Here is a 25,909-nt window from a genome sequence, read left to right on the forward strand (position 1 = left end):
ATTATTGAACTCTGAACGGAGGAGAAACGATGGCTAAAAAAATGCCTGAAATTGGCGATTACAAGTATGGATTCCATGACAAGGACGTATCTATTTTCCGTTCAAAACGTGGACTAACTGCTGATATCGTTAAAGAAATTTCTAAAATGAAAAACGAGCCTCAATGGATGTTAGATTTCCGTCTAAAATCACTTGAGATTTTCTATGAAAAACCAATGCCTCAATGGGGTGGCGACCTTTCTGAGTTAAACTTTGATGAGATTACGTATTATGTAAAACCTTCAGAAGCAACTCAAAAATCTTGGGATGAAGTACCAGCTGAAATCAAAGAAACATTTGATAAGCTTGGTATCCCTGAAGCAGAACAAAAATACCTAGCTGGTGTTTCTGCACAATATGAATCTGAAGTTGTTTACCATAACATGAAGGAAGAACTTGAAGATATGGGTGTTGTGTTCAAAGACACAGACTCAGCACTTCGTGAAAATGAAGAACTTTTCAAAGAGTACTTCGGTAAAACAATTCCACCACAAGACAACAAATTCTCTGCATTAAACTCTGCAGTATGGTCAGGTGGTTCGTTCATCTACGTACCAAAAGGTGTGAAACTAGAAACACCTCTACAAGCGTACTTCCGTATTAACTCTGAAAATATGGGTCAATTCGAACGTACATTAATTATTGTTGATGAAGGTGCAAGTGTACACTACGTAGAAGGATGTACTGCTCCTGTTTATACAACAAGCTCTCTTCATAGTGCTGTTGTAGAAATTATCATCAAAAAAGATGCATATTGCCGTTATACAACAATTCAAAACTGGGCTAACAACGTTTATAACCTAGTTACGAAACGTGCAGTATGTGATGCTAACGCTACGATGGAATGGATTGATGGTAACATCGGTTCTAAATTAACAATGAAATATCCAGCTTGTGTCCTTAAAGGTGAAGGCGCTCGTGGTATGACATTATCAATTGCCATTGCAGGGCGTGGACAAAACCAAGATACTGGTGCGAAAATGATTCACTTAGCACCAAACACATCTTCTACAATCGTATCAAAATCAATTTCTAAACATGGTGGTAACGTAACATATCGCGGTATTGTTCGCTTTGGTAAAAAAGCAATCAACGCTCGTGCAAATATCGAATGTGATACATTAATCATGGATAACGAATCGACGTCTGATACAATTCCATACAACGAAGTTATGAATGATCAAATCTCTTTAGAGCATGAAGCAAAAGTTTCAAAAGTATCTGAAGAGCAATTGTTCTACTTAATGAGCCGTGGTGTTTCTGAGCAAGAAGCTACAGAAATGATCGTAATGGGCTTCATCGAGCCATTCACAAAAGAACTTCCAATGGAATATGCAGTAGAGATGAACCGTCTTATCAAATTCGAAATGGAAGGCTCTATTGGTTAATCAGAGCTAACTTTTAAGCTTCGGCAACTCAATTTGGATTCCCAAATTGATGCCGAAGCTTTTTTCGTATAACTAGAATGTCTTCTTTAGTTGAAAAAGTGCTAGGGTTAATCTGTTCTAACACAGAAGAGGCTTATGCTATCATAAACTATAAGCTGAAAATGGGGGATATGAGATGATATATATTGGTTTAACTGGATGGGGAGATCATCCTGATCTTTATAGTCCGTTGTCTACAGCACGGGATAAATTATTTGATTATAGTGGGCATTTTCCAGTTGTTGAAGTGGATACTTCATTCTATTCCATTCCCTCTGAATCAAATGTCCGGAAGTGGATTGCAGAAGTACCCGAACATTTTCAGTTTGTCGTAAAAGCATACCAAGGCATGACAGGTCATTTGAGGCAAGATAATCCGTATGAAACAAGAGAAGAAATGTTTGAGGCTTTTAAAACTGCGATAAAACCTTTTCAACAAGCGGGAAAGCTTGCAATGATCTTAGTACAGTTCCCACCCTGGTTTGACTGCCAAGCAAAAAATGTTACGTATATTCGCTATGTGAAGCAACAATTAAAGAATTTCCCTGTAGCGATTGAGTTTCGGAATCGAACTTGGTATAGCGAAAAATTTATGGATGGTACATTGGATTTTTTACGTCAAGAGGGTTTAATACATACAATTTGTGATGAGCCACAGGCAGGTGAAGGTTCAGTACCACTTGTACCAAAAGCGACAAGTGAACGTGTCCTTGTACGGATTCATGGTCGTAATGTACATGGTTGGCGAAATCCTGGCAATAATGAAGAATGGCGTAAAATTCGTTTTCTTTACAATTATAATGATGAAGAATTAAAAGGATTACAACAACATATTGTAGCGTTACAACAGCAAGTAAACGATGTGTTTGTGTTATTTAATAATAACTCTGGAAATGATGCAGCAAAAAATGCAAAACAGTTGCAAAAAATGCTGGGAGTACAATATGAAGGATTATCTCCAAAACAATTAGATTTTTTTGAAGGAGAATCATAATGGAATATATATTAATTGCTGTAATTGGGTTATGTTCAGGCCTAATTGGCGCTTTAGTAGGCCTAGGTGGGGGCGTAATATTAGTACCAGCTACATTGTTTGTAGGCCTCACACTTGGCTTAATTCCGGATATAACACCACAAAAAGTAGTAGGTATATCTGTAGTTATGATGATATTTACTGGATTAGCATCCACATTGTCTTATATGAAATCGAAAACAGTTGACTATAAGAGTGGCGTGATTTTCTTTGCTGGGAGCGTACCTGGAACAATTTTTGGTGCGTGGGTGAATAAAGGATTAGATTTGCCATCATTTAATTTATATTTCGGTATTTTATTAATTATTTTAGCAACGATCTTAATTGTTCGAGACAAATTAAAGCCAGTTAAATGGTTTGTAGATCATGGAACAAAAAGAACATTTATCGGTGAAGATGGTCAAGCCTTTGTTTATGGCTATCCGGTATGGTTTGCATTATTACTGACATTTGCAATTGGTTTTGCTTCGGGTTTGTTTGGAATTGGTGGGGGATCAATGATTGTTCCTGCGATGATTTTATTATTCTTGTTCCCACCTCATGTGGCAGTTGCTACATCCATGTTCATGGTATTTCTATCATCTATCGTTAACTCAGCAAGCCATATTTACCTAGGGAATGTACCTTGGATGTATACAATTCCGGTCATTCCAGGGGCTTATATTGGGGCGAAAATGGGAGCAGCGCTAAATAAACGTATTAGATCAGATACATTAGTGCTTGTTTTACGAATTATATTATTACTTCTCGGAATTCGTTCAATCGTTGATGCGTTAATTTGAAAGTAAGGAGGGGATATTATGGTTGAGACAATCCATTTCTATCATACAAATGATGTCCATAGTCATTTTGAGCATTGGCCACGTACTCACGAATTTCTTGTGACACGAAAGAAGTGGCATATAGAAGTAGGCGATAGTTGCTTTGTTCTTGATATAGGAGACTATATGGATCGTTCAAATGTTTTTACTGAGGCAACGCTTGGAAAAGGAAATGTAGAATTATTAAATAAGGCAAATTACGATGCTGTAACGATAGGGAATAATGAAGGTATTACTTTATCTAATAATGAATTGAATACATTATATGATGACGCAAATTTCGATATCATAGTAGCTAATTTGCAGAATAATAATGGTGACATTCCTCAGTGGGCCAAACCATATAAGATTTATAATACAGCAACTGGTATAAAGGTTGGGGTTATTGCAGCTACTGCTCCTTTTTATCTATTTTATGAGCAACTTGATTGGCAGGTACTAGAACCACTCGAAGTATTGCAAAGACAAGTAATTGAACTACGTAACCAAGTGGATATAATCGTTTGTATGTCACATCTAGGTTTGTCGGATGATACGCTGTTAGCTGAGCAGTGTCCTGAAATAGATGTTATTTTCGGAGCACATACGCATCATATTTTACATGAAGGTAAAAAAGTAAATGGTGTGCTGTTAACAGGTGGAGGGAAATTTGGCTTATTTGTAGGGCATACTGAAATATTATTTGATACCGATACAAAAAAAGTTGTGACGAAAAAAACGATGCTTCACAGAGCGATTGACCTTGCATCTGTAGAAAAAGAAAAAGAACAAGTAGCTGGTCTTGAACAATTAGGACGTGAACTACTCGATGTACCCGTATTTTATACAGATCGCTATTACAATAAGGAATGGTATCATCATTCAAATCTTTCACGGCTATTTGCTAAAGCATTATTGCAATTTTCAAATGCTGATTGTGCTTTATTCAATGCAGGGATTTTTTTAACTGGACTTCCAAAAGGTAGAGTGACAGCTAACGATATTCACAGTATGCTCCCACACCCAATCAATGCTTGTGTAATCGAACTTACAGGCGAGCGTTTGAAAGAAGTTTATATGGAAGCGCAAAATGTAGATTGGCCAAGAAAAGAAGTGAAGGGCTTAGGGTTCAGAGGTGTCGTGATGGGGAAGATGCTAAACTATCAATTTGAAGTCAATGGAACGGGGCAGTTAGTAGTAGGAGGACGTATAGCAAACTTGAAAGAAAACTACAGACTTGTGACTTTAGATATGTATACTTTTGGTTATTTCTTTCCTGATTTCAAAAATACACCAAAATCATACTTGTTACCTCAATTTTTACGTGATATTCTAATTCAGTATGGACTTGAATTTTTCAAAGGGGAAAATTAAGACCTGATAAAAGTTCTGTAGGAGTCAAAATATAGAGAATAGATTATGTTTATGAATGGGGAAATAGTATGAGGCTGATTTCAACTAAAGTGTTGCAACCTGGTATGGTGATCGGCAGGACAATTTGGAATGAGGCTGGAAGACCTTTACTACATGAAGGGGTCGTAGCATCAAATCAAATAGCCGACCGACTTTTACAATTAAATGTTCAATATGTATATATTAACGATGAAATTTCTCATGATATTAATATAGTTGAAGCTGTGCCAATGCTTGTAAGAAGAAAAGCTGTAGAAAAAATTACAGATTCCTTCAGCATATTAAAAAATCAAAAAAATGCTGATTTAACTTATTGTTTAGATCAAGAGTCAAAGCATTTTGGATGTATTATAGAACAGTTACTTGAAAGTATTGTAAAAAGTGAAGAAATGATCACAGTTTTGAGTGATGCATTTATATATGACGAATATATCTATCAACACTCATTACAAGTGGCCATCTATTCTATTGCGATTGCAAGAGAGATGAAATATACATCTGATGAAATACGCCAAATTGGAATTGGTGCCATGTTACATGACGTGGGTAAAATGCTAATTCCACAAGACATATTAAATAAACCGGGGCTCTTAACAAATGAAGAATACGATATAATGAAACTTCATACAAAGTATGGCTTTGATTTATTAAGAAACTTACATACTATTTCTTTATTATCAGCACATTGTGCTTTCCAACATCACGAAAGACTTGATGGCAGCGGATATCCACGCGGATTGGTTGATTTTGAAATTCATCCATATGCTAAAATTATTGCTGTTGCTGACGTATTTGATGCAGTGACATCTAATCGAGTGTATCGCAAGAAAATGTTACCTTCTCATGGAATGGAAATTATTAAACAAGGAATCGGTACGTTATACGATGAAAAAGTAGTGAAGGCATTTCAGAAATGTATAGCGATATATCCTAATGGGACAGTTGTTTTACTATCTGATGATCGACGAGGAATTGTCTCAAGACAAAATCATAGCGCTACAGATAAACCTTGGATTCGCATTTTTGAGGAGAATGGTGAAATATTGCCAGCAACCTATGAATGTTGTTTGGAAGACGAACCAGCTGTTCATATCCATCAGGTTGAAGTGGAATACCTCGTACATAGTGAATAAATAACACCCCTTAGTCATAGCATATGATTAGGGGGAATTTTTTTGCGTTTACCAAAAAGAAGACGTAGGTTATTAATGCAAAAACGACAAAAACGCTCTCGATTATTGCCTATTATTATCGTATGTTTCTTTGGTACGATTGCGCTCTTATTTTATATAGTGAATGTAAGACTGATGCCAACATATCTGCAATATGCGGAAGTTCAAACGAATAGAATAGCATCTGAAGTTATTAGTAAGGCTATTAACGCAAGAACTTCAAATGTCCTCGATGTGAATGATATAATAGAAGAAGTACCAGGCGAAGATACTAAAATGACGAAATTTAATGCTGAAATTATTAATCGTGTCATGACAGAAACGTATACACTTGTACAAAACCACCTTGAAGAAGCAGAATCTGGAAATTTAAGTGGTTTGCCAAAATACGATAATATCGAATATGATGCCAATGCAATGCAAGAAGATGGTGGTATTGTGTTTTTTGTTCCACTAGGGCAGGCAACAAATTTACCGTTATTAGGGAATTTAGGACCTAAAATTCCTATACGTTTTCATGTCATCGGTAAAATAAATACAAATGTAGAGACGGAAATTAAAGAATTTGGTATTAATAATGCAGTAGTTGAAGTACGTATTCATTTATCTGTAAATGTTCAAGTTATTGTTCCATTTGCAACCAAATCAACAACTGTGGAACAACGTATTCCAGTTGCCTTTGGCATGCTTAAAGGGACTGTACCTAATATCTATACTAATGGTGGAGGTACGACACCATCAGTAGAAGTGCCAATTAAATTGAAGTAAGAGAGAGAATAATTTCCCTTTTTATTTCATTAAAATTAATTATCTATAATAATGTGTGGTATAGCAAAATATTTTGACAATATTAGTAATCGAAGGTTGTTTGAAACTATTTATTATGTTACATTGACAAAAGTAATACAATAAATAAATCAGCCTTATGATGGGAGACGAATCTTCAATGACATCATGTAAACCAACTAAAGAAGAACATATAAGAAAACCAGATTGGCTAAAAATAAAGCTAAATACGAACGACGACTATAAAGGCCTAAAGAAACTGATGCGAGAAAAGAATTTACATACAGTTTGTGAGGAAGCCAGATGCCCGAATATTCATGAATGCTGGGGAGAAAGACGTACAGCTACATTTATGATTTTAGGGGCTGTATGTACACGTGCATGTCGCTTCTGTGCTGTTAAAACAGGTCTTCCAAATGAATTAGATACAGCAGAACCAGAACGTGTAGCAGATTCAGTTGAAATTATGAACTTAAAGCATGTCGTTGTAACTGCAGTAGCACGTGATGACTTAAAAGATGGAGGAGCAGAGGTTTTCGCAGAAACCGTTCGTGCAATTCGTCGCAAAAGCCCGTTCACATCAATTGAAGTATTACCTTCAGATATGGGTGGAATTGAAGAAAATTTACGTATATTAATGGATACAAAACCAGATATTTTAAACCATAATATAGAAACTGTAAAACGCTTAACACCAAGAGTTCGCGCTCGTGCAAAATACGATCGCTCATTAGAGTTTTTACGTCGTGCAAAAGAAATGCAACCTGACATTCCAACAAAGTCATCATTAATGCTTGGCCTTGGAGAAACAGAAGAGGAAATAATTGAAGTAATGGACGATTTACGCGCAAATAATGTAGATATAATGACGATAGGTCAATATTTACAACCGTCGAAAAAACATTTACCGGTGAAAAAATACTACTCACCATTAGAATTCGGTAAACTGCGTAAAATCGCTATGAGTAAAGGCTTCTCTCACTGTGAAGCTGGTCCACTTGTGCGTAGTAGTTATCATGCCGATGAACAAGTAAATGCCGCAGCGAAACAAAAACAACTGCTAGGCGAAGAAAAAGGCGCTATCACGAATAACTAACGGATGGTGGTAACATGGTCATTGCAGAACGAATGGCGTATGATGTATTAACAGATTATCGTGAAGGTTTCCAAGAAGAAGCATTTCTTGGACGATTTAGCGATATTTTAACGAAATATGATTATATTGTTGGTGATTGGGGTTACGGCCAATTACGTTTGAAAGGCTTTTTTGATGACAAAAATCAAAAGGCTTCTTTCGATACGAAATTTAGCACATTACAAGATTATCTATACGAATATTGTAATTTTGGATGTTCTTATTTCGTACTGAAGAAAACAGGAAAGGCACCTATTCCTGTAAAAGAAGATGCGCCCGAAGAGGTAGTATCTGAGGATTTAGATGAGCCTGAAATCATTATCAATGAAATATATCAAGAAGAACAAAAAAACATCGATTCAGAGCTTTAGAAGCTTGGATCGATGTTTTTTTTTGCCAACAGGATGTTGGTCAGTCAATTGTTGCGACACGACGTCGCGGACTTAGGTTGTGGACCTAAAGAAAGATATCCAGCTTCAGGCGCTAGCTGCTCGGGTCGTTTCAGTCGGGCGCTCAAAGTCAAAGAGCGACTTTGGCTTCCGCCTTCCAACGACCTCACAGCTGGAAGAGCGCCTTGGGCATTTAGTTAGATATCCAGCTTCAGGCGCTAGACTCTCGAGGTCACTTCCACCTTCTCGGTCGAAAACTGAAAAGACGTTTTCGATTCGAAGGTTCCAGTGCTTGTCGAGTCTAAACGAGCGCCATCAGCATTTAGCATATCCAGCTTCAGCGGCCAGCCCCTCGAGGTCACTTCAGTCCCTCGGTCAAAGGCAAAAAGCGCCTTTGATTCAGGCCCGCACGATGCGGGTCACGCAGTCGTTGCCACAGGACGTGGCGTTCTTAGACTGTGTTCCTTTGTACAGTGCTTGTAGGAGGCCCACAGGATGTGGGTCAGATAGCCGTTGCCACAGGACGTGGCGTTCTTAGGGTATCTTCCTCGAAACGGGCCGCTTCAGCATTTAAAATTATCCAGCTTCAGGCGCTAGCTGCTCGGGTCGTTTCAGTCGGGCGCTCAAAGTCAAAGAGCGACTTTGTCTTCCGCCTTCCAACGACCTCGCAGCTGGACGAGCGCCTTCAGCATTTAGGGTTACCCAATTAATTCATGTAGGTATTCTCGTAGTTCTTGTGCTTCGTCTTCGGGACGATTGTATACTTGTTCTAAGTATCCTGGCTCTTCTAGGTCGTCTGAGCCGAGAATAGCGAAGCGGCCGAGTTGCATATCTAAAACGAGCACTTTACCAAAAAAGCGTCCGCTTTGTAAAATAGCTAAATCATAGCGTTGTGATTCGCCTGTGAAGCTAACAAAACGAGTCTTTGTATCTTCGACATCGTCGTATAAGAAAAATCTTTCCATTGCGCGTGCAGCTCCTTCCGATTCTAAAGATATGGTACTATAGAAAGGAGAAGACTATCAACTTTTATAATTTGAATGGAGGAAGTACTGTGTATTTCGTTGATCGTAAAAAAATAATAAAAAATCTTGAATATATGAATTCATTAATAGTGGTTTTTGAAGGCCAAAAAGATTGGCTATCAGATGATATCCGTAAACTGGCTGTGGAACGTATTGCGAATACATTAATCGAAGCGATAATTGATGTGGGTAACTCCATGATTGATGGTTTTATTATGCGTGACCCTGGAAGTTATGAGGATATAATCGATATTTTAGTCGATGAAAAAGTCATTACTGCTGAAATGGATCAACCATTAAAAGAGTTAATTGGCTTACGCCGTGCACTTGTGCGTGATATTTTAGAGGTAAATGATGAAGAGCTAGTAGCTGTATTAAATAATAATTTAGGTGCTATTAAAGCATTTGCACCGAAAGTAGAGCATTATTTAGTGAATGAATTAGGTCCAGTATCTGCGTTTATTCCAGAGGTACACTAATGAAAGCTTACAAAGCCTATTGTTTAGATTTAGATGGTACTGTGTACAAGGGGACTGAACCGATTCCGTCTGCAGTTGCTTTTATACATGCATTGCAAAAGAATGGGATAGAACCTTTCTATATCACGAATAACGCACGTATGACGCAACAACAAGTTCAGCAGAAACTATTGAAAATGGGGATTTTTGCTCCAGAAGCTCACATTTTAACTTCAGCAATAGCAACTGCAAAATATATCAGCAATCACTATCCAAATGCAACAGTACAAATGATAGGTGGAGATGGCTTGAGAGAAGCTCTACTTGCTGAAAATATAACATTCACTTCCGACCAGCCGGATGTGTTAGTGCAAGGTATTGATTTAGAAATTAATTATTCTAAAATAGAAAATGCTTGCTATGCTATACAAAATGGAGCTGAGTTTGTAGCTACAAATGGTGATATTAAATTTCCAAATGAAAAAGGATTTGCACCAGGAAATGGTGCGATTGCGGAGTTAATTCATAAAGTGACAGGTGTGAAACCTACGTATATCGGAAAACCACAGCCTCATATGCTAGCGATTTTACAGCAATTGAATGGGTTTGAAAAAGAAGATATGCTTATGATTGGTGATAATTATGATACGGATATATTAGCAGGTATCCACTTCGGTATCGATACATTACATGTGAATACTGGAGTAACACCTACTGAATCTGTTTTGAAAAAGGATATCCAACCAACGTATAGTATGAATAGCTTACTCGATTGGCAATTATAAAATAAAAGTCGCAAACTATGTAGTTTATTCACATAGCTTGCGACTTTTTTGGTTAAAATAAAGGATTCTCTTCTATAAATTGATAGATTTTTTTTGTTAATTCTTCCGGCGTTTCAGCTACAACTATTTCGCCATTTACTAATGCATATAAAGAATTAGAGCATTTCGTACAATAGCTCAAACAGCCATATTCTAAAACATCTATATTCGGATCCATTTCTAGCACTTCAAATGTATCTTGGGAGCCATTTGCTAAATTACTAACACAAAACTCAACAAGCGGATTCATGTGCACCTCACCTCACTACTCGAAATGCTACTATTTTTTTTTTCATTCGTCAATTTTCGAGTCTATATTGTGAAACTTCTCACAATCGTTTATACTCTTAGTGGACAGTTTTGAAATGAAACGGCATGTAATATTGTAAGAAGAAGGAGATTACTATGAGAAAATTAGTCTTATTAGGCGGCGGCTACGGTAATATGCGTATACTTTTGCGTTTATTACCGAATAATTTACCAGAAGATGTACAAATCACTCTAGTAGACCGCGCACCATTCCATAGCTTGAAAACCGATTTTTATGCTTTAGCTGCAGGTACAACACCTGAGAAACAGATTCGTGTAAATTTCCCGGATAACGAACGGTTATCGATCGTTTATGGAGAAATTGAAAATATTGATACAGTTAACAAGGCTGTACTATTAGAAGGTGGCAATAGCGTAGCATATGACGATTTAGTCATTGGTCTAGGTTGTGAAGATAAGTATCACGGTGTACCTGGTGCGGATGAATTCTCGTACAGCATCCAAACAATGGCTAAATCACGTGAAGCTTATAACGCTCTTTGTGGCCTTCCATCTGGTTCTGTTGTAGGAATCGTAGGCGCAGGTTTAAGTGGCATTGAATTAGCAAGTGAATTACGAGAAAGTCGCTCTGATCTTAAAATTAAATTATTTGATCGTGGCTCTCGTATTTTAAAAGATTTCCCAGAACGTTTAAGTAATTATGTTAAAAAATGGTTCGATAATAATGATGTTGAAGTTATTGCAAACTCGAATATTACAAAAGTAGAACAACATATGCTTCATAATCATGAAGAGCAAATTCCGGTAGATGCAGTTGTTTGGACAGCAGGAATTCAACCAGTAAAAGTGGTCCGTGATTTAGGTCTAGAGTCTGATCGTACTGGGCGAGTAGTTATAACTCAATATATGAATATACCTAATGATGAACATGTCTATGTGGTTGGGGACTGTGCATCCTCACAGTTTGGTCCAAGTGCACAATTAGCTGAAGAGCAAGCTGAACATATTGTTCGTATATTAAAATTGCGTTGGAAAAATGAAGCCCTTCCGGAGAAAATGCCTGAAATTAAGCTGAAAGGCTTTATGGGTTCTTTAGGAAAGAAACAAGGCTTCGTCTATTTAGCAGATAAGACTGTAACAGGTAGAATTGCTCGCTTGATGAAATCAGGCTTACTTTGGATGTACAAACGTCAAAATGGTTAAAAAAAGCTGTCTCATGTACAATGATAGAATTGTGCGGTGAGACAGCTTATTATATTTAATTATCGATCGGTTCAAAGCCTAATTTCTCAAGCTCTTTGAAAACAGGCTTTAACTGAATATAGCCTTCTCCAATAATTTCATTATTAATTAATACTAATGGATAGAAAAATTCATCATCTCTTACTCGTTCTGCCCATTGGTTATGGCGTTCATCTTCAATAGGATGTTCAATATCGATATATGTGATTTGATAAGGTTGTTCCGGATATTTGCGGTCAATCGCAGCTTGTAGCCACTCATAAGTATCCTTTGAAGAAGGCGCATTAACACAGCTTGCACACATAACACTAGCTCCGAATATTTCAATTGCAATTGTCTTTTCTGCCACTTACAATTCATCCTCTCGTTTAAAATACTAAAATTTTTCCATATGTACTCACATATAAATATAAAGTTAAACAGTAAGATTGTCACTGACAATTTTAAACTATTAAAAAATATCTTTTAATAAAAAGATGCTAAAAATCGTTCATTAGTTTAGTCTAAAAAAGTTAAATAGATATATATAAGTTACAACCTTATTAAACGCAGGGAGAATAGTGTTTTTTGAATGGATTTTAATTAAAATATTGTTATACCGTTAATTGAGCGTTTTAAATACTTTCCTTTGCGTTCGTCTGATATTATAATAATTATAAGGAAAGGAGTCGATTGTAAATGCAAGAACAAGTACAAGAACAAGTACAAGAAGTTTTAGATAAATTACGCCCATTCCTTCTTCGTGATGGAGGAGACTGTGAATTAGTTGATATAGAAGATGGTATCGTAAAATTACGTTTACTAGGCGCATGCGGAAGCTGCCCAAGTTCTACAATCACTTTAAAAGCAGGGATTGAACGTGCGTTATTAGAAGAAGTACCAGGTATTATTGAGGTAGAACAAGTATTCTAAGCAACAACTGTATAGAGTTGAAAAAGAGCCCTCTTTTAAGAGGGCACTGAAAAACTTACATTTTTAAAATGTAATGTTCTTCAATAGTAAACACCGGCACTTTTTGTTCGATTTTGAACAGAAAGTGCCGGTGTTTTTTTGTATTTCCCTTATTCTTCATTTAATAGCTTCAAGATATGTTTCAAATTCACCGCAAATATTGTTGTAGCTCCTTGGACTTCCGGGCCAAATAAACCCGCCGATTTTGCCGTATTGTAGCCATGCGGATTTTTCAACTCACTATTCTTCGCTTCAATTTTATAGCGCTTTTTCGCTAAGTTTTTGAATTTTTCCGTTTCTTGAAAAGCTGCTTGCTCTTCATGTTCGGTTGATTGTATGGAAACTGAATATGTTTTTCTTTTGGCACTGTCTTTATAACAGCCACCCTTGTAATGGACAAACCTCGCCGTATAGGGGCTTAGAGTGAATGCTTCTTGTCTGGAAATCATGGACAGTACCATCTTGAATTAGTCCTTTTATTTTAAAGGGTTAGGTGTGAATCGGAAAGAATAGAAAACTTAGGAGAAAGATAAAACTAGTTGATTGGAGTGCAGGTGGCGACTCCTTGGGGAACTAGCGAACATCTCGAGACCCTGCAGGAGCACCAGCGACGAGGAGGCACAAGGTTCGTCCCCAGGAAAGCGACCGCCGGAACGGATTAACGGCATCGAAGAAAAAGCCATGGCAGAAACGATTAATCGTTCCGCCATGGCTAAAATTCATTTTTTGGACTTTTTCAGTGCCTTCCTTTTAAAGAAGGTTCTTTTTTTCTTATAGATAAGTGTAATTCATAAAAAGAATCATTAAACTTCGGTACGTTCAGCAATTTCCTTTTCATGTCGCATTATTTGCCATTGTTCTTTAGCCATTTCAATGATTTTAGTTTCATTTGAAGAGCGTTGTTTTTCTATAACACGAGAAAAGTAGCGAATGGCTTCTTCACGTTCTCCTAATCTTCTTGATAATTCGCCTATTAAGTAGATTACACGAACTTCTGACATAGATGTACCGTTATGATCGCCATTAGAGAAAGCATCTATATATTGATCACGAGCAATGTGCATAAATCGTTTTTCTTGTTCTTTGTTCTCAAGTGTACGGTATAACCAAGCTGTTCTTAGTGCGAGTCCAGCTAGTGTAATATGCTTTTCTTTTTTCATTTGTCCACAAACAAGTGCCAATTGATAAACTTGAAGTGCATCATTAATTGTTCGCTCTTTATCAAATGAATGTTTTTTCCAATGAGAGCTGATTTTCTGATCAATCTCTTCTGATACGCCTGGTCCAAAATATTTTGTAAAGTCTTCCGTGAAAGAAAACCCACAGTGCTCACAAACAAATGCATTATATAATAGAGGGTTAACATCATTTTCGTATAGTGGATGAAAATCACTTTCATTATTACTGACCTTGATAAATTTTGAACGCACTTTTGTAGTTTTAAATTTCTTTTTACAATGAATGCAGTCTATTTGCTTCTCGTAATAAGGTGAAATTTCCATAACATAGCCCTCATTTCCTATTCTAATATATGAATCAATTATACCAGATAAAAGATCTGTAAAAGTGTCTATTTTTCGAGTATGAGATGTTTTACTACAACATAAATTATTGTTATGATAGAAATATGAAAGAAGGTGACACAGATGACGCAAGTAATTGAAATTACTGAAGCTGCTGCTATCCATGTAAAAGAAATGATGCAGCACAATGAAGAAGAAGGCTCTTTTTTACGCATTGCTGTAAAAGGTGGCGGCTGTAGTGGTCTGTCATACGGTATGGGTTTTGAAAAAGAAAAAACAGAAGTTGATTTTATACAAGAAGAACATGGTTTACAAATCCTTGTTTCCCGTGAAGATGCATCAATCTTAAAAGGGACTAAAATCGATTACAAAGAATCATTAATGGGTGGCGGATTTACCATTGATAATCCGAATGCTATTGCATCATGTGGTTGTGGAACTTCGTTTAGAACAGCAAAAACAGAAGGTACTCCTGAAAGCTGTTAATCCGTTAAGTGTTCGGACAGTGTACCGCTATGCTTACGTATTTACTTTCGATAGTTGTTAGTCGACTATCAGCGATTATTTGAATATCAGCGCTAATTATAGACGCTTCTTTACGTATTTAACGATACGTAAGGGGCGTTTTTTGTTTTGGAAGAAAATAGATCGATTAAAAAGCGTAGAGGAAAGGTAAGCGATCGTGCAACTTCCGCCGAACGAATACACACGATTGGATTAACAGATGCGTGGAATATCTTTATTACTGCGAAAGTGGGCGAGGGCATACGCCAACGAACGCAAGATGATTATTCGAATACCTGGTGCTATTTTACTGATTGGCTTCTTAAAGGCGATTACAAAGCAAAGTATGTCAGCCATATAACAACGACTATATGCTGTGAATATATTCACTATTTAACAACTAAAGCGCCTCGTTATAAGGGCCATAAGTATATGAGTGGTGATTATGGTGTTGGATTATCTACGGCCACTATAAACATGCGTATACGTGCTTCAAAGGTGGAATATGGTGCGTGTTAGTCCAATGGATAATATCAAATGTCAAAAAGATGATATAAATAAAATCGAATCTTTCACGGATGAGCAAATTGAGGCGTTATTAAATTCATGTGATCAGCGTACATATGTAGGCTTCCGTGACTATGTATTTCAAATATGCTTATTGGATACTGGAATGCGTATGAACGAGTTGCTTTCAATTTCAGCCGAGTCTATAGACGTTAAATCACGCAGTTTACACTTAGCAGCGGAGTTTAATAAGAATCGAAGTTATCGAGTCATACCGCTTTCACCGGAAACTTTGAAATTGCTATTTGAATTAATAGACGAGAATCGAACGCACTTCCCGCACGCTAAGCGGATTTTCCTTTCGTGCAACGGAGAAGAAGTAAGAGGTACGTAAATGAATAAACGTTTGAAGTATTACGGAGATATGACAGGGGGTGGCGCTCTTTTCTTAAAGATTGTTGCTATTCAACTAACGGGGTAGTTTAGTTGAATAAGTGGAAGGTTATTTTAAACAGGGACAGGTATACCAAAGTTGAATTTTAAATTTCATCACTATATTGAATGAATATCTGAAAGATATTGTTCAGGAAGGGTGAATAAATCTGAAAAGAAAAAAGGAGAGGAGTAATTCCTGCGCTAAAGGTTTATCACTCCTAACTAATGGAGAATCTATTCTTTTGAAGTTTTGAAATGAAGAAAATCATACCGAGTATTTTATCTCTAGACAATTGGACTTAACAATTTAAGTACAATAGAAGCATTTACGTTTATTTGTGTGCCTCCTGCTAAAGTCTGCAGAGTAACTGCTGCAGCAGAAGAATGATTTCTAAGTGTAAGACTACTGCCGGACGCTAAAGAAATTATTGCCTGACCAGTGTTTTGTTGAGTGCCAGCCCCTGAACCATAGGTTGTTCCCGTAACCGGTGCGCCATTTAAAAATAGTGTGAATTGGTTAGGCTCAACACCTGATACGACGAAATTAATCTCGTAGATTCCCGGTGTGGTAACAATAATTTGAGAGGTTCCTGGAACATGGGTAATTCCAGGTGTAACTATGCCTGTTGAATCAAAAATAATATCAGCATCTATAGCTACAACCTCAGCACCTAGATTATATATATATCCGTATTCACATAAACCACTACATGTTGTTGTTATTGGTATAGGAGACACACCAGTAATTCCACAGAGTTCAACAGCTCTGAAAGGGCCTTTTTGTCTTTCACATAAGCAGGATTGTTTATTACAGTTATTACAGTTATCCATTTTTCCACCTCCATTTGTAATATATTATTCATTCAAAAAATGGAGTGGGCAATTGGCTAACAATCTTACTATAAATTAAATCGTTCATTTTTGATGTTATATTTTTAAAGATATTGGGTTACATGATTAAACATTTAAATAAATGTAAAGTTACTGCACACTTTGAGGAAAAATTTGAGCAATGTGTATCATTCTACTCAAATAAAGTACCTGTCTATGAACTGGCTAAAATAGTTGATTCATTGGGGAGGTACTTTAATTATGCCTTTTTATGTGTAGAGCGTAACTCATATGGCTTGCCATTACTTGAAAAGTTGAGAAAAGAGTACAAATACATAAATTTATTAAAGCAGAAAACATTCAATGAAAAGGGTAAGAAAATCCGACAATTAGGCTTCATGACAACAACTGTAACTAAAACTAATTTGATTAATGATATGAAAGAGCACTTTGAAGTTGGACTTATCAATATTCATTGTTTAGAAACTTTAGATGAAATGAAAATCTATCAAGAAGACAGCGGTAAGATGGGGAATAAACGAGGTAAAAATAATCATGATGACAACGCGATATCAGTTGCTATTGCTGTGCAAGCAATGAAGATGAATCGTTATTACGTGAATATATGATTCCCCAACTTTGGTGATAATCTAGGGTGGCAAATCACCATCTCAGGGGTAAACATTGTTTACCTTTACCTGCGTACTCAATTTGGGTACTTAATTTTTAGTAAATAATAATCTAATGTATTGAAATGATACTTCGGATAACTAGAACGTCAATTCAGCGTATTAGATACATAGGAGGAATAAAATGAATTTACAAGAATACATAAAAGCAAAATATAATAATGAACCTCATTGGTTTGTTGAGTTAGTGAATGAGCCGTCTAATCAAATGAGAATTAACGATGTATTGGCTAAAAAAGAGTACTTAAATGGAAATCATGCAATTTTAAATACCCCTTCATATGAATACAAGGGGGTTATATACAATCCGAGACGTATTGTACTCCAATATGCTAATACGTTGTTAGACTTTCAAAAGGCTTTCTTATTGGCTAACCCTGTCACATATACAGGTAATGAGGAAGTTGTGAAGGCAGTCAATAATATCAATCGAAAGGGTAAGTTTGACCGTTTGAACATAAAACTAATGGACAAGTTACTTAAGTTTGGTGAGGTTTATGAGTACATCTATATTCAAGATGACAAGATTAAATCTAAGGTTATAGATACTTCAGAGGGTTATCCATTGTACGATCACAATAATGAGCAATTAGCGTTTGTTCAACATTATGTGAATGATGGTATTGGCTATTATATTATTTACGACAAGGATACTGTTACTGAATACAATAACGAAGGTGGTGAGATTCACTTTGTAGCATCATATCCTAACTTGAGTGGCTTACCAGTAATCTATAGAACTGATAATGATATGAGTGAAACGAAGGGGAAATCTGAATTAGATAGTTGGATTCATAAGTTAGATGAAATGGAAAATCTAATTAGTAAATTTACTGATACTGTATACAAAAATATGAACCCACTACCTATAGCGATTGGAATGGACTTAAAAGATGAACCTTTGCAATCAAATATCGTTGGACAAGGATTACGTTTAGAAGATGGGGCGGATTTCAAATATGCCAGCGTTGATTTAGATGTGGAAGCGTTCAATACGTTGTATGAGAAGTTACTTTCAAGTTTACTTGATATTAGTTCAACTCCTGCTGTAAGTATGAATAGAGCAGAAGTAAGCAACATTTCTGAAACGAGTATTAAAATCCTATTCTATCTGGGTGATGTTAAAGCGAAGATGAATGAAGTTTATATGAGAGATGGTTTTGAGGAGAGGTTAAATAAGTTTAGAAAGTTGTTAGCATTACAAGGTAAGACATTTACAGATGATGATTTTGAAACTCTTAATATGACATTCCAATATAATTTACCAAGCAATGATACTGAAATCATTAACAATCTTAAAACGTTAAATGATATTGGTGGTGTGAGTTTGGAGAGTTTATTAGAGAAATCACCTTATACAAATGATACCTCAATGGAGTTACAACGGTTATCTAAATCAAATGTTAATACAGGTGTCAGTGATGTTGTAACAGTCAATGAAGTAGTGTAGTGGATATGAGTTAGTAGGTGAGCAGTAAGTTTAACAAGAATGTTGTTATATCAAGGCAGATTAGTATTAGTGTAATGTTAATCTACACGCTCCTGTTATAAAAATCCTGCTTTACTGTCCTATTCAATAATAATTATATAAGTGATACAGTTCACGGCTGGATTATCGAATTTGAAAATTTTAGCGTACTAAAGTGGGACAACATGTCACCTTTTAAAAATATACATAAAAAAAGAACCTTCTCATTAATTTGAGTTGGCTCTACGTCTTTTAACTTCTCTAATTAGTGTAGATTTACTTATTCCTGTAATATCTGCAACTTGATTATATGATTGAGTATCTAATTGTGAAATTGCATGATCCAATTGTGATTTAGTGTATTTAGGTTTTCTGCCATCTTTATAATCAGGATTCTGTCTTGCTAACTCTCTACCTTCTTGAGTACGTTCAACAATCATATCTCGTTCAAATTGTGCAAATGCTGATAGTACATTGAAAATTAGATTGCCTGTTGGTGTATTTTCTACTAATCCCATATTGAGTATGTGAATTTTAATTCCTTTTTCAAATAAGGATTCTACAATTGAAATTGCACCTTTTGTATTTCGTGCTAATCTATCCAGTTTAGTTACAACAATAGTGTCACCAGTTTCTAGTTTTGATAAGAGTTCATTAAATTGTGGTCTATTTGTTTTAGTGCCAGTATATTTTTCTGAATAAATCTTATCGCAACCTTCACTAGTAAGTGTTTGTAGTTGTGATTCTAAATCTTGTTGTACAGTTGAAACCCTAGCGTACCCATATTTCATATAATATCCTCCTTAGTTGTTGACACTTATATATGACACCTTTATAAGTCAATGATACCAATAGAAGTATAGTGGTGTCAAATATTAAAACATATGACACCTTTGTAAATTATAATGGAGTCCTGAATTGGGATTGTATCGTTATGAGATCATAAATTCCATTTTGAGAAGTTAGAAGGGATAGTAACAGTATTACCATGTAGACTCACTAAGGAATGTTTAGTAGGCATGTGATCAGTGTAAGGTCGTGAAATACGATGTTAGAGGTTAGTTTTAATAGTCAATCACCCTAATTTGTTAAATTGTCAGATAGCATATCATTTTACACACCCACGAAAAAATATTGATTTCACGATGTTTCTGGAATAAAAACCTATAACTAAGGGGATTCTTTTTTTGAGGTGATGTAAATGGATAGATTGAAATTTATTGAAGAAGCAGAGTTATTAATAATAGAACTTCTGGATAAACGCAATACTGTCGGTGAGAAAATTGATGTGTTAGAGAAAAAAATTGATAAAGTAGATTTTAATAATGCTAGAATAATAATTTTGTCTAAACAATATCAGGAATATTATTATATTAAATATCAAAAACCTGAAATGTTAAAAAGATTCATGGAGTTATATGATATTAATAAATTGAGTCTATATAAAAAAAGTGATTTAATAAATGATCTGAATTTATTACACAAGGATTGGGAGATTTACAATGATATTATAGATCAATCATATAATTTAATTAATGCTAAAGTAACTGGGCTTTATAGCGACGTGAGACCAGAAGTAAAAAAGTTCTTAGAGATATACGGCGCTAAATCAGAAAGAGGAATTCCATATAAGAAGCATCTTGAAGTAAAGTGGAAGGAATCAAGAAAAGTTTAAACAAAATGCTTATATTATATACAAATATATCCTTTTGTGTAGTATGATAGTTTTAATGCTGTATTGGTGGGGTGGAGTTAGTGGAAGAAGTATTAGAAGTTAATAATTTGCCAGTTAAAAAAGGCAAAAGGCGTACCAAGTTAATGATTTTTTTGATAATAGTTATATTACTAATTGCAGGAACTATTATAGGGTGGTTAAAATATCAGCAAAATCAAAAAGAAGAATATGCAACTATTTTAGCGCAGACTTCTGTTGATATGTATATGGAATTTGTATTTTCAAGTGTTGTTGTTGCTTCATATTCAGATGTTTGGCGTAAAGCAATAGACAATCAAAAAGATTTTAATACTGTATTGGCAACTTTTCGTGATAATTTATCAAATGAGGGAACTTTAGATGAAAGAGAAAAGGCACAGGATAAAATACGTGAAAATATGAAATTGTTACAAAATCCGCCTAAGGAATATACAGATTCATACATAGTATTAAAGCAAATGTATGGTAATTATTCTAAAATGCTAGAACAAAGTTTATCACCTACTGGTTCACTAATAGACTTTAATAGAAAAACAAACGAATTATATAGTCAATTTGAACAACAACAAGAAGAATTATTAATTACTTTACCTGCTGATGTAAAGAAGTTGAAGGCTAAATATGAAAAAGATAAGAAAAAAGAAAATAAATAGGAAGAGTTTTTATGAGTATTGATGGAAAAAAATAGAAGGTTAATAAAAAAGATTAATGCTAATGAACATTTAAGAATGGAATTAAATTAATACAGTCTGTAAGTTGGGGTAGCCGAAAAATCGGTTGCCCTTTTTTTATGAAAAAATTAGAAAGGAATGATGAAATGTTAAATATCGAGAGATTGAAAATGGAAGTACGTTCAATAACATTAACTGATGATGAGTGGAATGTTTATCTATTAGAGAATGGATTAACTCCTATTGAAGCGTATGATGCAAGTTCTATTCTTAATAAGAAGAAACTCTATTTATCTGCCTTGAGCGTATTAGAGAGTTTGGCAAATGATCCAGTTGGGATGAAAAGTTATTCTCTGGACGATATGACGGTAAGCCAGTTCCACGAAAACCTTATGTCACGTATTGATCAGTTACAAAATAAAATTGATAACTTGCGTACAGATGAAGTAGATACAAGTGGGTCTGGTATCTTCATGTTATATGGAAATTGAGGTGAGATGAATGTTTAAAAATACAACTAATGAGCAAGATATTCAATTTATTATGGATACAGTAGGGCAAAGAATAATAATTGATGATGTTAAGAAGATTGCAATTGTAACTAATGCAGAAATAGGTGAAGTAGAATGTCGACATATACATACTCTTGAATCAGTACCACAAGGTGCATACATAACAATTAATGAAGAAACTTATCTGAATGTATCTGAAAATACCACGATGCGAAATAACAAGTATAAAACAAAGGTTCAATATTGTAACTTTATATTGCCAACAGAAGGTGAAACGATAAAAGTTATCGTTGGTTATGACAGGTTAGGTCGTCCAATTTATGAAACTACAGTAGTACCTGATCGTGATTATTCGTGCATTGTAGAACACCTTTCATATAAGAATGCTCAAAATACTGTTGTAAACACAATAGATGATATTATCTACATTACAATTCAAGATAATGAAAAAGTGAGCAAAACATATAAAATAAATACTGAAGTTAATTTCAAAGGTACTAAATTAACAATCAAAGGTGTAGACAAAACTCGTACAGGATTGTTGATTTTTAAATTAACTTGATAATAGTGGACAACTACTATAACCTTCCAATATAATGGAATTCAACACTTTTAAATTAACGACATTTACAATCATAGAGATATGCAATTTATAATCATGCTTGTAATTTATAACCCATAAAAACACGACTAAACGTTGATATAACAGCCTTCTGCATTGTTGAACAAGAGCCTTCGGATTTACCATTGATAATCCAAATGCTATTGCATCATGTGGTTGTGGAACTTCGTTTAGAACAGCCAAAACAGAAGGTACTCCTGAAAGCTGTTAAATTAAGAAAACTATATAAAAAACCTTCTCATTTCGATAATTTGAGAAGGTTTTTATTTTTTCGTGGATACTTTAATTTTTTAGGGGAATAAATAAAATAAGATTTAAGAACAAATTAGTTGCTTATGAACATATATTATGCTTTTCTAAATCATAATGATTAATTGAAAAAGTAATTAAATGGTACTAAAAAAGATAAAAATATACCCCTAAAATAGTAACTCAATTCGCTTATATCCTCAATATTATTCTATTGAAATCAGTTAACAAAAGGGCTAATATAGTATGTAGGTAATTTGTCGAAAAATAGACAAACTGATGGTGGAGACGAAGTATGTTAAATACTTCTTTTTTATTGGTCAGAAGAATAAAATAACTAAAGGTGGTTTCGATTCTAGTGAATAGACCGAAAATATTAATATTGGGTGCTGGATATGGTGGCTTAACAACTGCTGTTAACTTGCAAAAGAAAATTGGTGTTAACGTAGCCGATATTACAATTGTAAACAAAAACTCATACCACTATGAGTCAACTTGGTTACACGAAGCTTCAGCAGGTACTCTATCTCCAGAGAAAGTACGTTATGACATTCAAAGTGTGCTAAATAACAAAGTTAACTTTGTCCAAGCAGCTGTTGAATCTATTGACGCTACTAATAAAAAAGTAATTACTGATGCTGGTGAAATGACATACGATTACCTAGTAGTAGGTCTTGGTTTTGAAGGTGAAACTTTCGGTATCGAAGGTTTAGATAAATTTGCATTCGGTATTTCGGATGTAAACGAAGCTCGTAAACTACGTGATCATATTAACTCTCAATTTGCTGAATGGGCTTCACAAGCTCCTGCAGAAAAAGATGATACATTATTAACAATCGTAGTTGGTGGAGCAGGGTTTACTGGTATCGAATTCCTTGGTGAATTAGCTAACCGTATTCCAGAACTTTGCAAAGAATACGATGCACCACAAGAAAAAGTACGCGTTATCTGTGTAGAAGCAGCTCCAACTGTATTACCTATGTTCTCTCGTGAATTAGTAGAATATGCTGTTGGTTACTTAACTAAAAAAGGTATCGAATTCTCAATTGGTACTCCAGTAGTTCAAGCTACTCCAGAAGGCGTTAAAATTAAAAAAGGTGAAGATGAATTCGAGTTCATCAAAGCTGGTACTGTAGTATGGGCAGCTGGTGTTCGTGGTTCTCGCATTGTTGAAGAATCAGATATCCCATCAAAACGTGCTCGCGTTGCAGTTGAAAAAGACTTACGCGTTCCTGGATTCCCTGAAGTATTCATCGTTGGTGACTGCGCATTCTTAATGAATGAAGAAGCTGGTCGTCCTTACCCAACAACAGCTCAAATCGCAATGCAACAAGCAATTACAGTTGCTGAAAACCTTATTGCTTTAATCGAAGAAAAAGACACTAAAGAATTCGTTCCAGAACTAAAAGGTACTGTATGTTCTCTTGGTGATTCTGATGCGATCGGTGAAGTATTCGGTAAAGAAATCACTGGTAAATCAGCTTCATTTATGAAGAAAGTCATCGATAACCGTGCACTTTACATGGTTGGTGGCGCTGGCTTAGTACTTAAAAAAGGTAAATTCAACGTACTATAATTGTACCTTTCACACTCCCTTCAGTTATTATAACTGTAGGGAGTTTTTTTATTGGGAGGTAATGTCATTGAATAAACAGGACCATATGAAAGTTTGGTTAGGCGTATCAGGTTTAGTTGAGAATAATAATGGTGAATGGCTTGTAGTTATGAAACGCTATGGTGGTCTTGATGGGAAATGGTCATTACCGGCTGGATTTGTTCAGCCTGCAGAAACGGCAGATCAAGCTGTCGTTAGAGAAATAAAAGAAGAAACAGGAATTGACGCTACCATTTTAGGTTTAATAGGTCTGCGGACAGGCGTGTTAAAAAATGATATTAGTGATAACATGGCAGTTTTCCATTTAATCGCGAACGATCCTTTACAGCATGTAATTGCGCAATTAGATGAATTATATGAAGCATGTTGGATGACTCCATTAGCGTTAAAAAAGGACGAGCGTACTTCGTTAATGATTTTAGAATTATTAGAAACAGAAATAAATGCACGTAAAAGTGCGTTAGAAAATCTAGAACCAGATAATGTTTTTGGTTACACCTCATATAAATTATTCTTCTAGTAGTTTTTGAATTATGACAAAGCTTTGAAATTAGTTACTAGTCGTTGAAAGCATTGGTCCAATCATGTACACTTATGAGAGGAAAAATGGAGGTTTCGAATATATGGCTGGTTCATTTTCAATTGTACAATTGGTATTATCAATGATATTATTCCTCGTTATGTTCTTTGGTATCGGATTCTTACTTAATATGTTACTCCGTGCTACTTGGTTCATGGCGATTGTCTATCCGATAGTTGTCATCTTCATTGTTGATGATGTAGGTTTTTTAGATTATTTCTTTAAGCCAGGAACAGCATTTCCTGCATTAGGAGATAAACTAGTATCATTACAAATAGTTGATATTCTCATTCTAGCAAGTGGACTTGCAGGTGCTATTATTGCAGGTTTAGTAATGAAAGCACTAAGAAGAAATGGCTATCGTATGTTCTAACTCGAAGAATCAATTTGTAAAAAAGCAGTGTCACGATTTTAATCGGACACTGCTTTTTTACATTTTAAAAGGTTGTATAGACGATAACAGAAATAAGTATACCAGTTAAGCAACCGAAGAATACTTCGCTCGGTCTATGACCTAATAGCGTTTTAAGTTCTTGCATTTTTTCTTCTTCTTTTTTATTGTTCCATCCTTTTGCCTCATTTACGAAAACTTGAAAATCTTTGCGCAGTTGATTAATAATGACGGCTTGTTGCCCGGCTTGATAACGTATACCTGTTGCATCAAACATAACGATAATAGCAAATACTGTAGAGGCGGCAAACAAAGGAGAATCCAAACCATTTTCAAAGCCAATAGCAGTTGTCAGAGCTGATACAGCTGCAGAATGCGAACTCGGCATTCCTCCTGTAGACGTGAAAAGTGACCAATCAATCTTTTTAGTTGCAATGAAATGTATAGGGATTTTAACAAATTGTGCGAAAATGATTGCAAAGAGTGAGGAGAGTAGGGGGATATTGTGGAGAAGCTCCATTAAACCAGCACCTTTCTAAACCTAGAATAAGTTAGTAATACTATAACATAGGACAGAACATTGAAAAAACTCTAAAGAAATTCGGATTCCGAACATTTCGCATGGTGTAATATT

Annotated in this window: 31 protein-coding genes and 2 pseudogenes; 25 read left to right on the top strand and 8 right to left on the bottom strand. The window is 35.4% G+C overall.

Annotation, left to right across the window (positions count from 1 at the left end):
* Window positions 1-29: 29 nt before the first annotated feature.
* From sufB to ACZLO7_RS05055, 8 genes are all read left to right on the top strand, one after another.
* Window positions 30-1,427, top strand: coding sequence for a Fe-S cluster assembly protein SufB (gene sufB, locus ACZLO7_RS05020; protein WP_427735245.1), 1,398 nt, complete (start codon window positions 30-32; stop codon window positions 1,425-1,427).
* A 175-nt stretch (window positions 1,428-1,602) separates the two neighbouring features.
* Window positions 1,603-2,460 (top strand): DUF72 domain-containing protein, encoded by an 858-nt coding sequence (locus tag ACZLO7_RS05025; RefSeq protein WP_464938410.1) that lies wholly within the window; start codon window positions 1,603-1,605, stop codon window positions 2,458-2,460.
* Window positions 2,460-3,281 (top strand): sulfite exporter TauE/SafE family protein, encoded by an 822-nt coding sequence (locus ACZLO7_RS05030; protein WP_464938411.1) that lies wholly within the window; start codon window positions 2,460-2,462, stop codon window positions 3,279-3,281. Before ACZLO7_RS05025 ends, ACZLO7_RS05030 begins: the two co-directional genes overlap by 1 nt.
* Before the next feature lie 18 nt (window positions 3,282-3,299).
* Entirely contained in the window at window positions 3,300-4,673 is a 1,374-nt protein-coding gene (locus ACZLO7_RS05035) for a bifunctional metallophosphatase/5'-nucleotidase (protein ID WP_464938412.1), read from the top strand.
* Window positions 4,674-4,741: 68 nt separating this feature from the next.
* The gene (locus ACZLO7_RS05040) at window positions 4,742-5,845 is read left to right on the top strand and encodes an HD-GYP domain-containing protein (protein ID WP_464938413.1); all 1,104 of its coding nucleotides are present in this window, start codon (window positions 4,742-4,744) and stop codon (window positions 5,843-5,845) included.
* Window positions 5,846-5,887: 42 nt separating this feature from the next.
* Complete coding sequence (gene yunB, locus ACZLO7_RS05045) at window positions 5,888-6,652, top strand: sporulation protein YunB (RefSeq protein ID WP_464938414.1); 765 nt, start codon at window positions 5,888-5,890, stop codon at window positions 6,650-6,652.
* A 178-nt stretch (window positions 6,653-6,830) separates the two neighbouring features.
* Window positions 6,831-7,766, top strand: coding sequence for a lipoyl synthase (gene lipA / locus ACZLO7_RS05050; protein WP_464938415.1), 936 nt, complete (start codon window positions 6,831-6,833; stop codon window positions 7,764-7,766).
* 14 nt (window positions 7,767-7,780) lie between these two features.
* Window positions 7,781-8,176 carry a YutD family protein gene (locus tag ACZLO7_RS05055; RefSeq protein WP_464938416.1) on the top strand — a complete coding sequence of 132 codons (396 nt, stop codon included), beginning with the start codon at window positions 7,781-7,783 and terminating at the stop codon, window positions 8,174-8,176.
* 716 nt (window positions 8,177-8,892) lie between these two features.
* On the opposite strand, the gene ACZLO7_RS05060 is transcribed toward ACZLO7_RS05055, so the two are convergent.
* The gene (locus ACZLO7_RS05060; RefSeq protein WP_053418631.1) at window positions 8,893-9,159 is read right to left on the bottom strand and encodes a DUF3055 domain-containing protein; all 267 of its coding nucleotides are present in this window, start codon (window positions 9,157-9,159) and stop codon (window positions 8,893-8,895) included.
* 89 nt (window positions 9,160-9,248) lie between these two features.
* Between ACZLO7_RS05060 and hepT the strand changes: the two genes are divergently transcribed.
* Together hepT and ACZLO7_RS05070 are read left to right on the top strand one after the other, a co-directional pair.
* Entirely contained in the window at window positions 9,249-9,698 is a 450-nt protein-coding gene (gene hepT, locus ACZLO7_RS05065) for a type VII toxin-antitoxin system HepT family RNase toxin (RefSeq protein WP_464938417.1), read from the top strand.
* Window positions 9,698-10,462 carry a TIGR01457 family HAD-type hydrolase gene (locus ACZLO7_RS05070; protein WP_464938418.1) on the top strand — a complete coding sequence of 255 codons (765 nt, stop codon included), beginning with the start codon at window positions 9,698-9,700 and terminating at the stop codon, window positions 10,460-10,462. Before hepT ends, ACZLO7_RS05070 begins: the two co-directional genes overlap by 1 nt.
* A 52-nt stretch (window positions 10,463-10,514) precedes the next feature.
* Here ACZLO7_RS05070 and ACZLO7_RS05075 read toward each other — a convergent pair whose 3' ends face one another.
* Window positions 10,515-10,751, bottom strand: coding sequence for a YuzB family protein (locus ACZLO7_RS05075; protein ID WP_464938419.1), 237 nt, complete (start codon window positions 10,749-10,751; stop codon window positions 10,515-10,517).
* A gap of 155 nt (window positions 10,752-10,906) precedes the next feature.
* Between ACZLO7_RS05075 and ACZLO7_RS05080 the strand changes: the two genes are divergently transcribed.
* A complete protein-coding gene (locus ACZLO7_RS05080) occupies window positions 10,907-11,974 on the top strand; it encodes an NAD(P)/FAD-dependent oxidoreductase (protein ID WP_464938420.1) in 1,068 nt (355 codons plus the stop codon).
* Window positions 11,975-12,029: 55 nt separating this feature from the next.
* Here ACZLO7_RS05080 and ACZLO7_RS05085 read toward each other — a convergent pair whose 3' ends face one another.
* Window positions 12,030-12,362 (bottom strand): YuzD family protein, encoded by a 333-nt coding sequence (locus ACZLO7_RS05085; RefSeq protein WP_464938421.1) that lies wholly within the window; start codon window positions 12,360-12,362, stop codon window positions 12,030-12,032.
* 329 nt (window positions 12,363-12,691) lie between these two features.
* On the opposite strand from ACZLO7_RS05085, the gene ACZLO7_RS05090 reads away from it, so the two are divergent.
* Window positions 12,692-12,925 (top strand): NifU family protein, encoded by a 234-nt coding sequence (locus tag ACZLO7_RS05090; protein ID WP_427751194.1) that lies wholly within the window; start codon window positions 12,692-12,694, stop codon window positions 12,923-12,925.
* Between the two features lie 149 nt (window positions 12,926-13,074).
* Here ACZLO7_RS05090 and ACZLO7_RS05095 read toward each other — a convergent pair.
* Together ACZLO7_RS05095 and ACZLO7_RS05100 are read right to left on the bottom strand one after the other, a co-directional pair.
* Window positions 13,075-13,353: pseudogene (locus ACZLO7_RS05095) on the bottom strand (transposase); the annotation flags it as partial.
* A 414-nt stretch (window positions 13,354-13,767) separates the two neighbouring features.
* Window positions 13,768-14,466: a DUF2225 domain-containing protein gene (locus ACZLO7_RS05100; RefSeq protein ID WP_464938422.1), complete on the bottom strand. Its 699-nt coding sequence runs from the start codon at window positions 14,464-14,466 to the stop codon at window positions 13,768-13,770.
* A gap of 144 nt (window positions 14,467-14,610) precedes the next feature.
* Between ACZLO7_RS05100 and ACZLO7_RS05105 the strand changes: the two genes are divergently transcribed.
* From ACZLO7_RS05105 to ACZLO7_RS05115, 3 genes are all read left to right on the top strand, one after another.
* Window positions 14,611-14,973, top strand: a complete 363-nt coding sequence (locus ACZLO7_RS05105; RefSeq protein ID WP_427751190.1) for a HesB/IscA family protein — start codon at window positions 14,611-14,613, stop codon at window positions 14,971-14,973.
* A gap of 147 nt (window positions 14,974-15,120) precedes the next feature.
* Complete coding sequence (locus ACZLO7_RS05110; protein WP_464938423.1) at window positions 15,121-15,510, top strand: hypothetical protein; 390 nt, start codon at window positions 15,121-15,123, stop codon at window positions 15,508-15,510.
* Entirely contained in the window at window positions 15,497-15,892 is a 396-nt protein-coding gene (locus ACZLO7_RS05115) for a tyrosine-type recombinase/integrase (protein WP_464938424.1), read from the top strand. Before ACZLO7_RS05110 ends, ACZLO7_RS05115 begins: the two co-directional genes overlap by 14 nt.
* 326 nt (window positions 15,893-16,218) lie before the next feature.
* On the opposite strand, the gene ACZLO7_RS05120 is transcribed toward ACZLO7_RS05115, so the two are convergent.
* A complete protein-coding gene (locus ACZLO7_RS05120; protein WP_464938425.1) occupies window positions 16,219-16,764 on the bottom strand; it encodes a collagen-like protein in 546 nt (181 codons plus the stop codon).
* Between the two features lie 122 nt (window positions 16,765-16,886).
* Between ACZLO7_RS05120 and ACZLO7_RS05125 the strand changes: the two genes are divergently transcribed.
* On the top strand, window positions 16,887-17,393 hold the full coding sequence (locus ACZLO7_RS05125) for a hypothetical protein (protein ID WP_464938426.1): 507 nt from the start codon (window positions 16,887-16,889) through the stop codon (window positions 17,391-17,393).
* Between the two features lie 184 nt (window positions 17,394-17,577).
* On the top strand, window positions 17,578-18,903 hold the full coding sequence (locus ACZLO7_RS05130; protein WP_464938427.1) for a phage portal protein: 1,326 nt from the start codon (window positions 17,578-17,580) through the stop codon (window positions 18,901-18,903).
* A gap of 245 nt (window positions 18,904-19,148) precedes the next feature.
* Here ACZLO7_RS05130 and ACZLO7_RS05135 read toward each other — a convergent pair whose 3' ends face one another.
* Entirely contained in the window at window positions 19,149-19,712 is a 564-nt protein-coding gene (locus tag ACZLO7_RS05135; RefSeq protein WP_464938428.1) for a recombinase family protein, read from the bottom strand.
* 410 nt (window positions 19,713-20,122) lie between these two features.
* On the opposite strand from ACZLO7_RS05135, the gene ACZLO7_RS05140 reads away from it, so the two are divergent.
* From ACZLO7_RS05140 to ACZLO7_RS05175, 8 genes and pseudogenes are all read left to right on the top strand, one after another.
* Window positions 20,123-20,596, top strand: a complete 474-nt coding sequence (locus ACZLO7_RS05140) for a hypothetical protein (RefSeq protein ID WP_464938429.1) — start codon at window positions 20,123-20,125, stop codon at window positions 20,594-20,596.
* A gap of 80 nt (window positions 20,597-20,676) precedes the next feature.
* Window positions 20,677-21,288 (top strand): hypothetical protein, encoded by a 612-nt coding sequence (locus tag ACZLO7_RS05145; protein WP_464938430.1) that lies wholly within the window; start codon window positions 20,677-20,679, stop codon window positions 21,286-21,288.
* Between the two features lie 164 nt (window positions 21,289-21,452).
* Entirely contained in the window at window positions 21,453-21,797 is a 345-nt protein-coding gene (locus tag ACZLO7_RS05150) for a hypothetical protein (protein WP_464938431.1), read from the top strand.
* Between the two features lie 10 nt (window positions 21,798-21,807).
* Window positions 21,808-22,380 (top strand): hypothetical protein, encoded by a 573-nt coding sequence (locus ACZLO7_RS05155; RefSeq protein WP_464938432.1) that lies wholly within the window; start codon window positions 21,808-21,810, stop codon window positions 22,378-22,380.
* A gap of 175 nt (window positions 22,381-22,555) precedes the next feature.
* Window positions 22,556-22,651, top strand: a pseudogene (locus tag ACZLO7_RS05160) (iron-sulfur cluster assembly accessory protein); the annotation flags it as partial.
* A 396-nt stretch (window positions 22,652-23,047) separates the two neighbouring features.
* Complete coding sequence (locus ACZLO7_RS05165) at window positions 23,048-24,265, top strand: NAD(P)/FAD-dependent oxidoreductase (protein ID WP_464938433.1); 1,218 nt, start codon at window positions 23,048-23,050, stop codon at window positions 24,263-24,265.
* A 61-nt stretch (window positions 24,266-24,326) separates the two neighbouring features.
* Window positions 24,327-24,824, top strand: coding sequence for an NUDIX domain-containing protein (locus ACZLO7_RS05170; RefSeq protein WP_464938434.1), 498 nt, complete (start codon window positions 24,327-24,329; stop codon window positions 24,822-24,824).
* 103 nt (window positions 24,825-24,927) lie between these two features.
* Entirely contained in the window at window positions 24,928-25,257 is a 330-nt protein-coding gene (locus ACZLO7_RS05175) for a YuiB family protein (RefSeq protein WP_464938435.1), read from the top strand.
* A 64-nt stretch (window positions 25,258-25,321) separates the two neighbouring features.
* Here ACZLO7_RS05175 and ACZLO7_RS05180 read toward each other — a convergent pair whose 3' ends face one another.
* Window positions 25,322-25,795, bottom strand: coding sequence for a divergent PAP2 family protein (locus ACZLO7_RS05180; RefSeq protein ID WP_464938436.1), 474 nt, complete (start codon window positions 25,793-25,795; stop codon window positions 25,322-25,324).
* Between the last annotated feature and the right edge of the window lie 114 nt (window positions 25,796-25,909).

This window comes from Viridibacillus sp. d25.2 (genome assembly GCF_055456015.2).

Coding starts and splice junctions, on each gene's coding strand:
- ACZLO7_RS05105 (WP_427751190.1), top strand. CDS start 14,611: ATGACGCAAGTAATTGAAATTACTGAAGCTGCTGCTATCCATGTAAAA.
- ACZLO7_RS05040 (WP_464938413.1), top strand. CDS start 4,742: ATGAGGCTGATTTCAACTAAAGTGTTGCAACCTGGTATGGTGATCGGC.
- ACZLO7_RS05170 (WP_464938434.1), top strand. CDS start 24,327: ATGTCATTGAATAAACAGGACCATATGAAAGTTTGGTTAGGCGTATCA.
- ACZLO7_RS05125 (WP_464938426.1), top strand. CDS start 16,887: ATGATTAAACATTTAAATAAATGTAAAGTTACTGCACACTTTGAGGAA.
- ACZLO7_RS05100 (WP_464938422.1), bottom strand. CDS start 14,466: ATGGAAATTTCACCTTATTACGAGAAGCAAATAGACTGCATTCATTGT.
- ACZLO7_RS05075 (WP_464938419.1), bottom strand. CDS start 10,751: ATGAATCCGCTTGTTGAGTTTTGTGTTAGTAATTTAGCAAATGGCTCC.
- ACZLO7_RS05140 (WP_464938429.1), top strand. CDS start 20,123: ATGGATAGATTGAAATTTATTGAAGAAGCAGAGTTATTAATAATAGAA.
- ACZLO7_RS05175 (WP_464938435.1), top strand. CDS start 24,928: ATGGCTGGTTCATTTTCAATTGTACAATTGGTATTATCAATGATATTA.
- ACZLO7_RS05115 (WP_464938424.1), top strand. CDS start 15,497: ATGGTGCGTGTTAGTCCAATGGATAATATCAAATGTCAAAAAGATGAT.
- lipA (WP_464938415.1), top strand. CDS start 6,831: ATGACATCATGTAAACCAACTAAAGAAGAACATATAAGAAAACCAGAT.
- ACZLO7_RS05035 (WP_464938412.1), top strand. CDS start 3,300: ATGGTTGAGACAATCCATTTCTATCATACAAATGATGTCCATAGTCAT.
- ACZLO7_RS05150 (WP_464938431.1), top strand. CDS start 21,453: ATGTTAAATATCGAGAGATTGAAAATGGAAGTACGTTCAATAACATTA.
- ACZLO7_RS05055 (WP_464938416.1), top strand. CDS start 7,781: ATGGTCATTGCAGAACGAATGGCGTATGATGTATTAACAGATTATCGT.
- ACZLO7_RS05090 (WP_427751194.1), top strand. CDS start 12,692: ATGCAAGAACAAGTACAAGAACAAGTACAAGAAGTTTTAGATAAATTA.
- ACZLO7_RS05070 (WP_464938418.1), top strand. CDS start 9,698: ATGAAAGCTTACAAAGCCTATTGTTTAGATTTAGATGGTACTGTGTAC.
- ACZLO7_RS05025 (WP_464938410.1), top strand. CDS start 1,603: ATGATATATATTGGTTTAACTGGATGGGGAGATCATCCTGATCTTTAT.
- sufB (WP_427735245.1), top strand. CDS start 30: ATGGCTAAAAAAATGCCTGAAATTGGCGATTACAAGTATGGATTCCAT.
- ACZLO7_RS05120 (WP_464938425.1), bottom strand. CDS start 16,764: ATGGATAACTGTAATAACTGTAATAAACAATCCTGCTTATGTGAAAGA.
- ACZLO7_RS05080 (WP_464938420.1), top strand. CDS start 10,907: ATGAGAAAATTAGTCTTATTAGGCGGCGGCTACGGTAATATGCGTATA.
- ACZLO7_RS05030 (WP_464938411.1), top strand. CDS start 2,460: ATGGAATATATATTAATTGCTGTAATTGGGTTATGTTCAGGCCTAATT.
- ACZLO7_RS05060 (WP_053418631.1), bottom strand. CDS start 9,159: ATGGAAAGATTTTTCTTATACGACGATGTCGAAGATACAAAGACTCGT.
- ACZLO7_RS05135 (WP_464938428.1), bottom strand. CDS start 19,712: ATGAAATATGGGTACGCTAGGGTTTCAACTGTACAACAAGATTTAGAA.
- ACZLO7_RS05130 (WP_464938427.1), top strand. CDS start 17,578: ATGAATTTACAAGAATACATAAAAGCAAAATATAATAATGAACCTCAT.
- ACZLO7_RS05155 (WP_464938432.1), top strand. CDS start 21,808: ATGTTTAAAAATACAACTAATGAGCAAGATATTCAATTTATTATGGAT.
- ACZLO7_RS05180 (WP_464938436.1), bottom strand. CDS start 25,795: ATGGAGCTTCTCCACAATATCCCCCTACTCTCCTCACTCTTTGCAATC.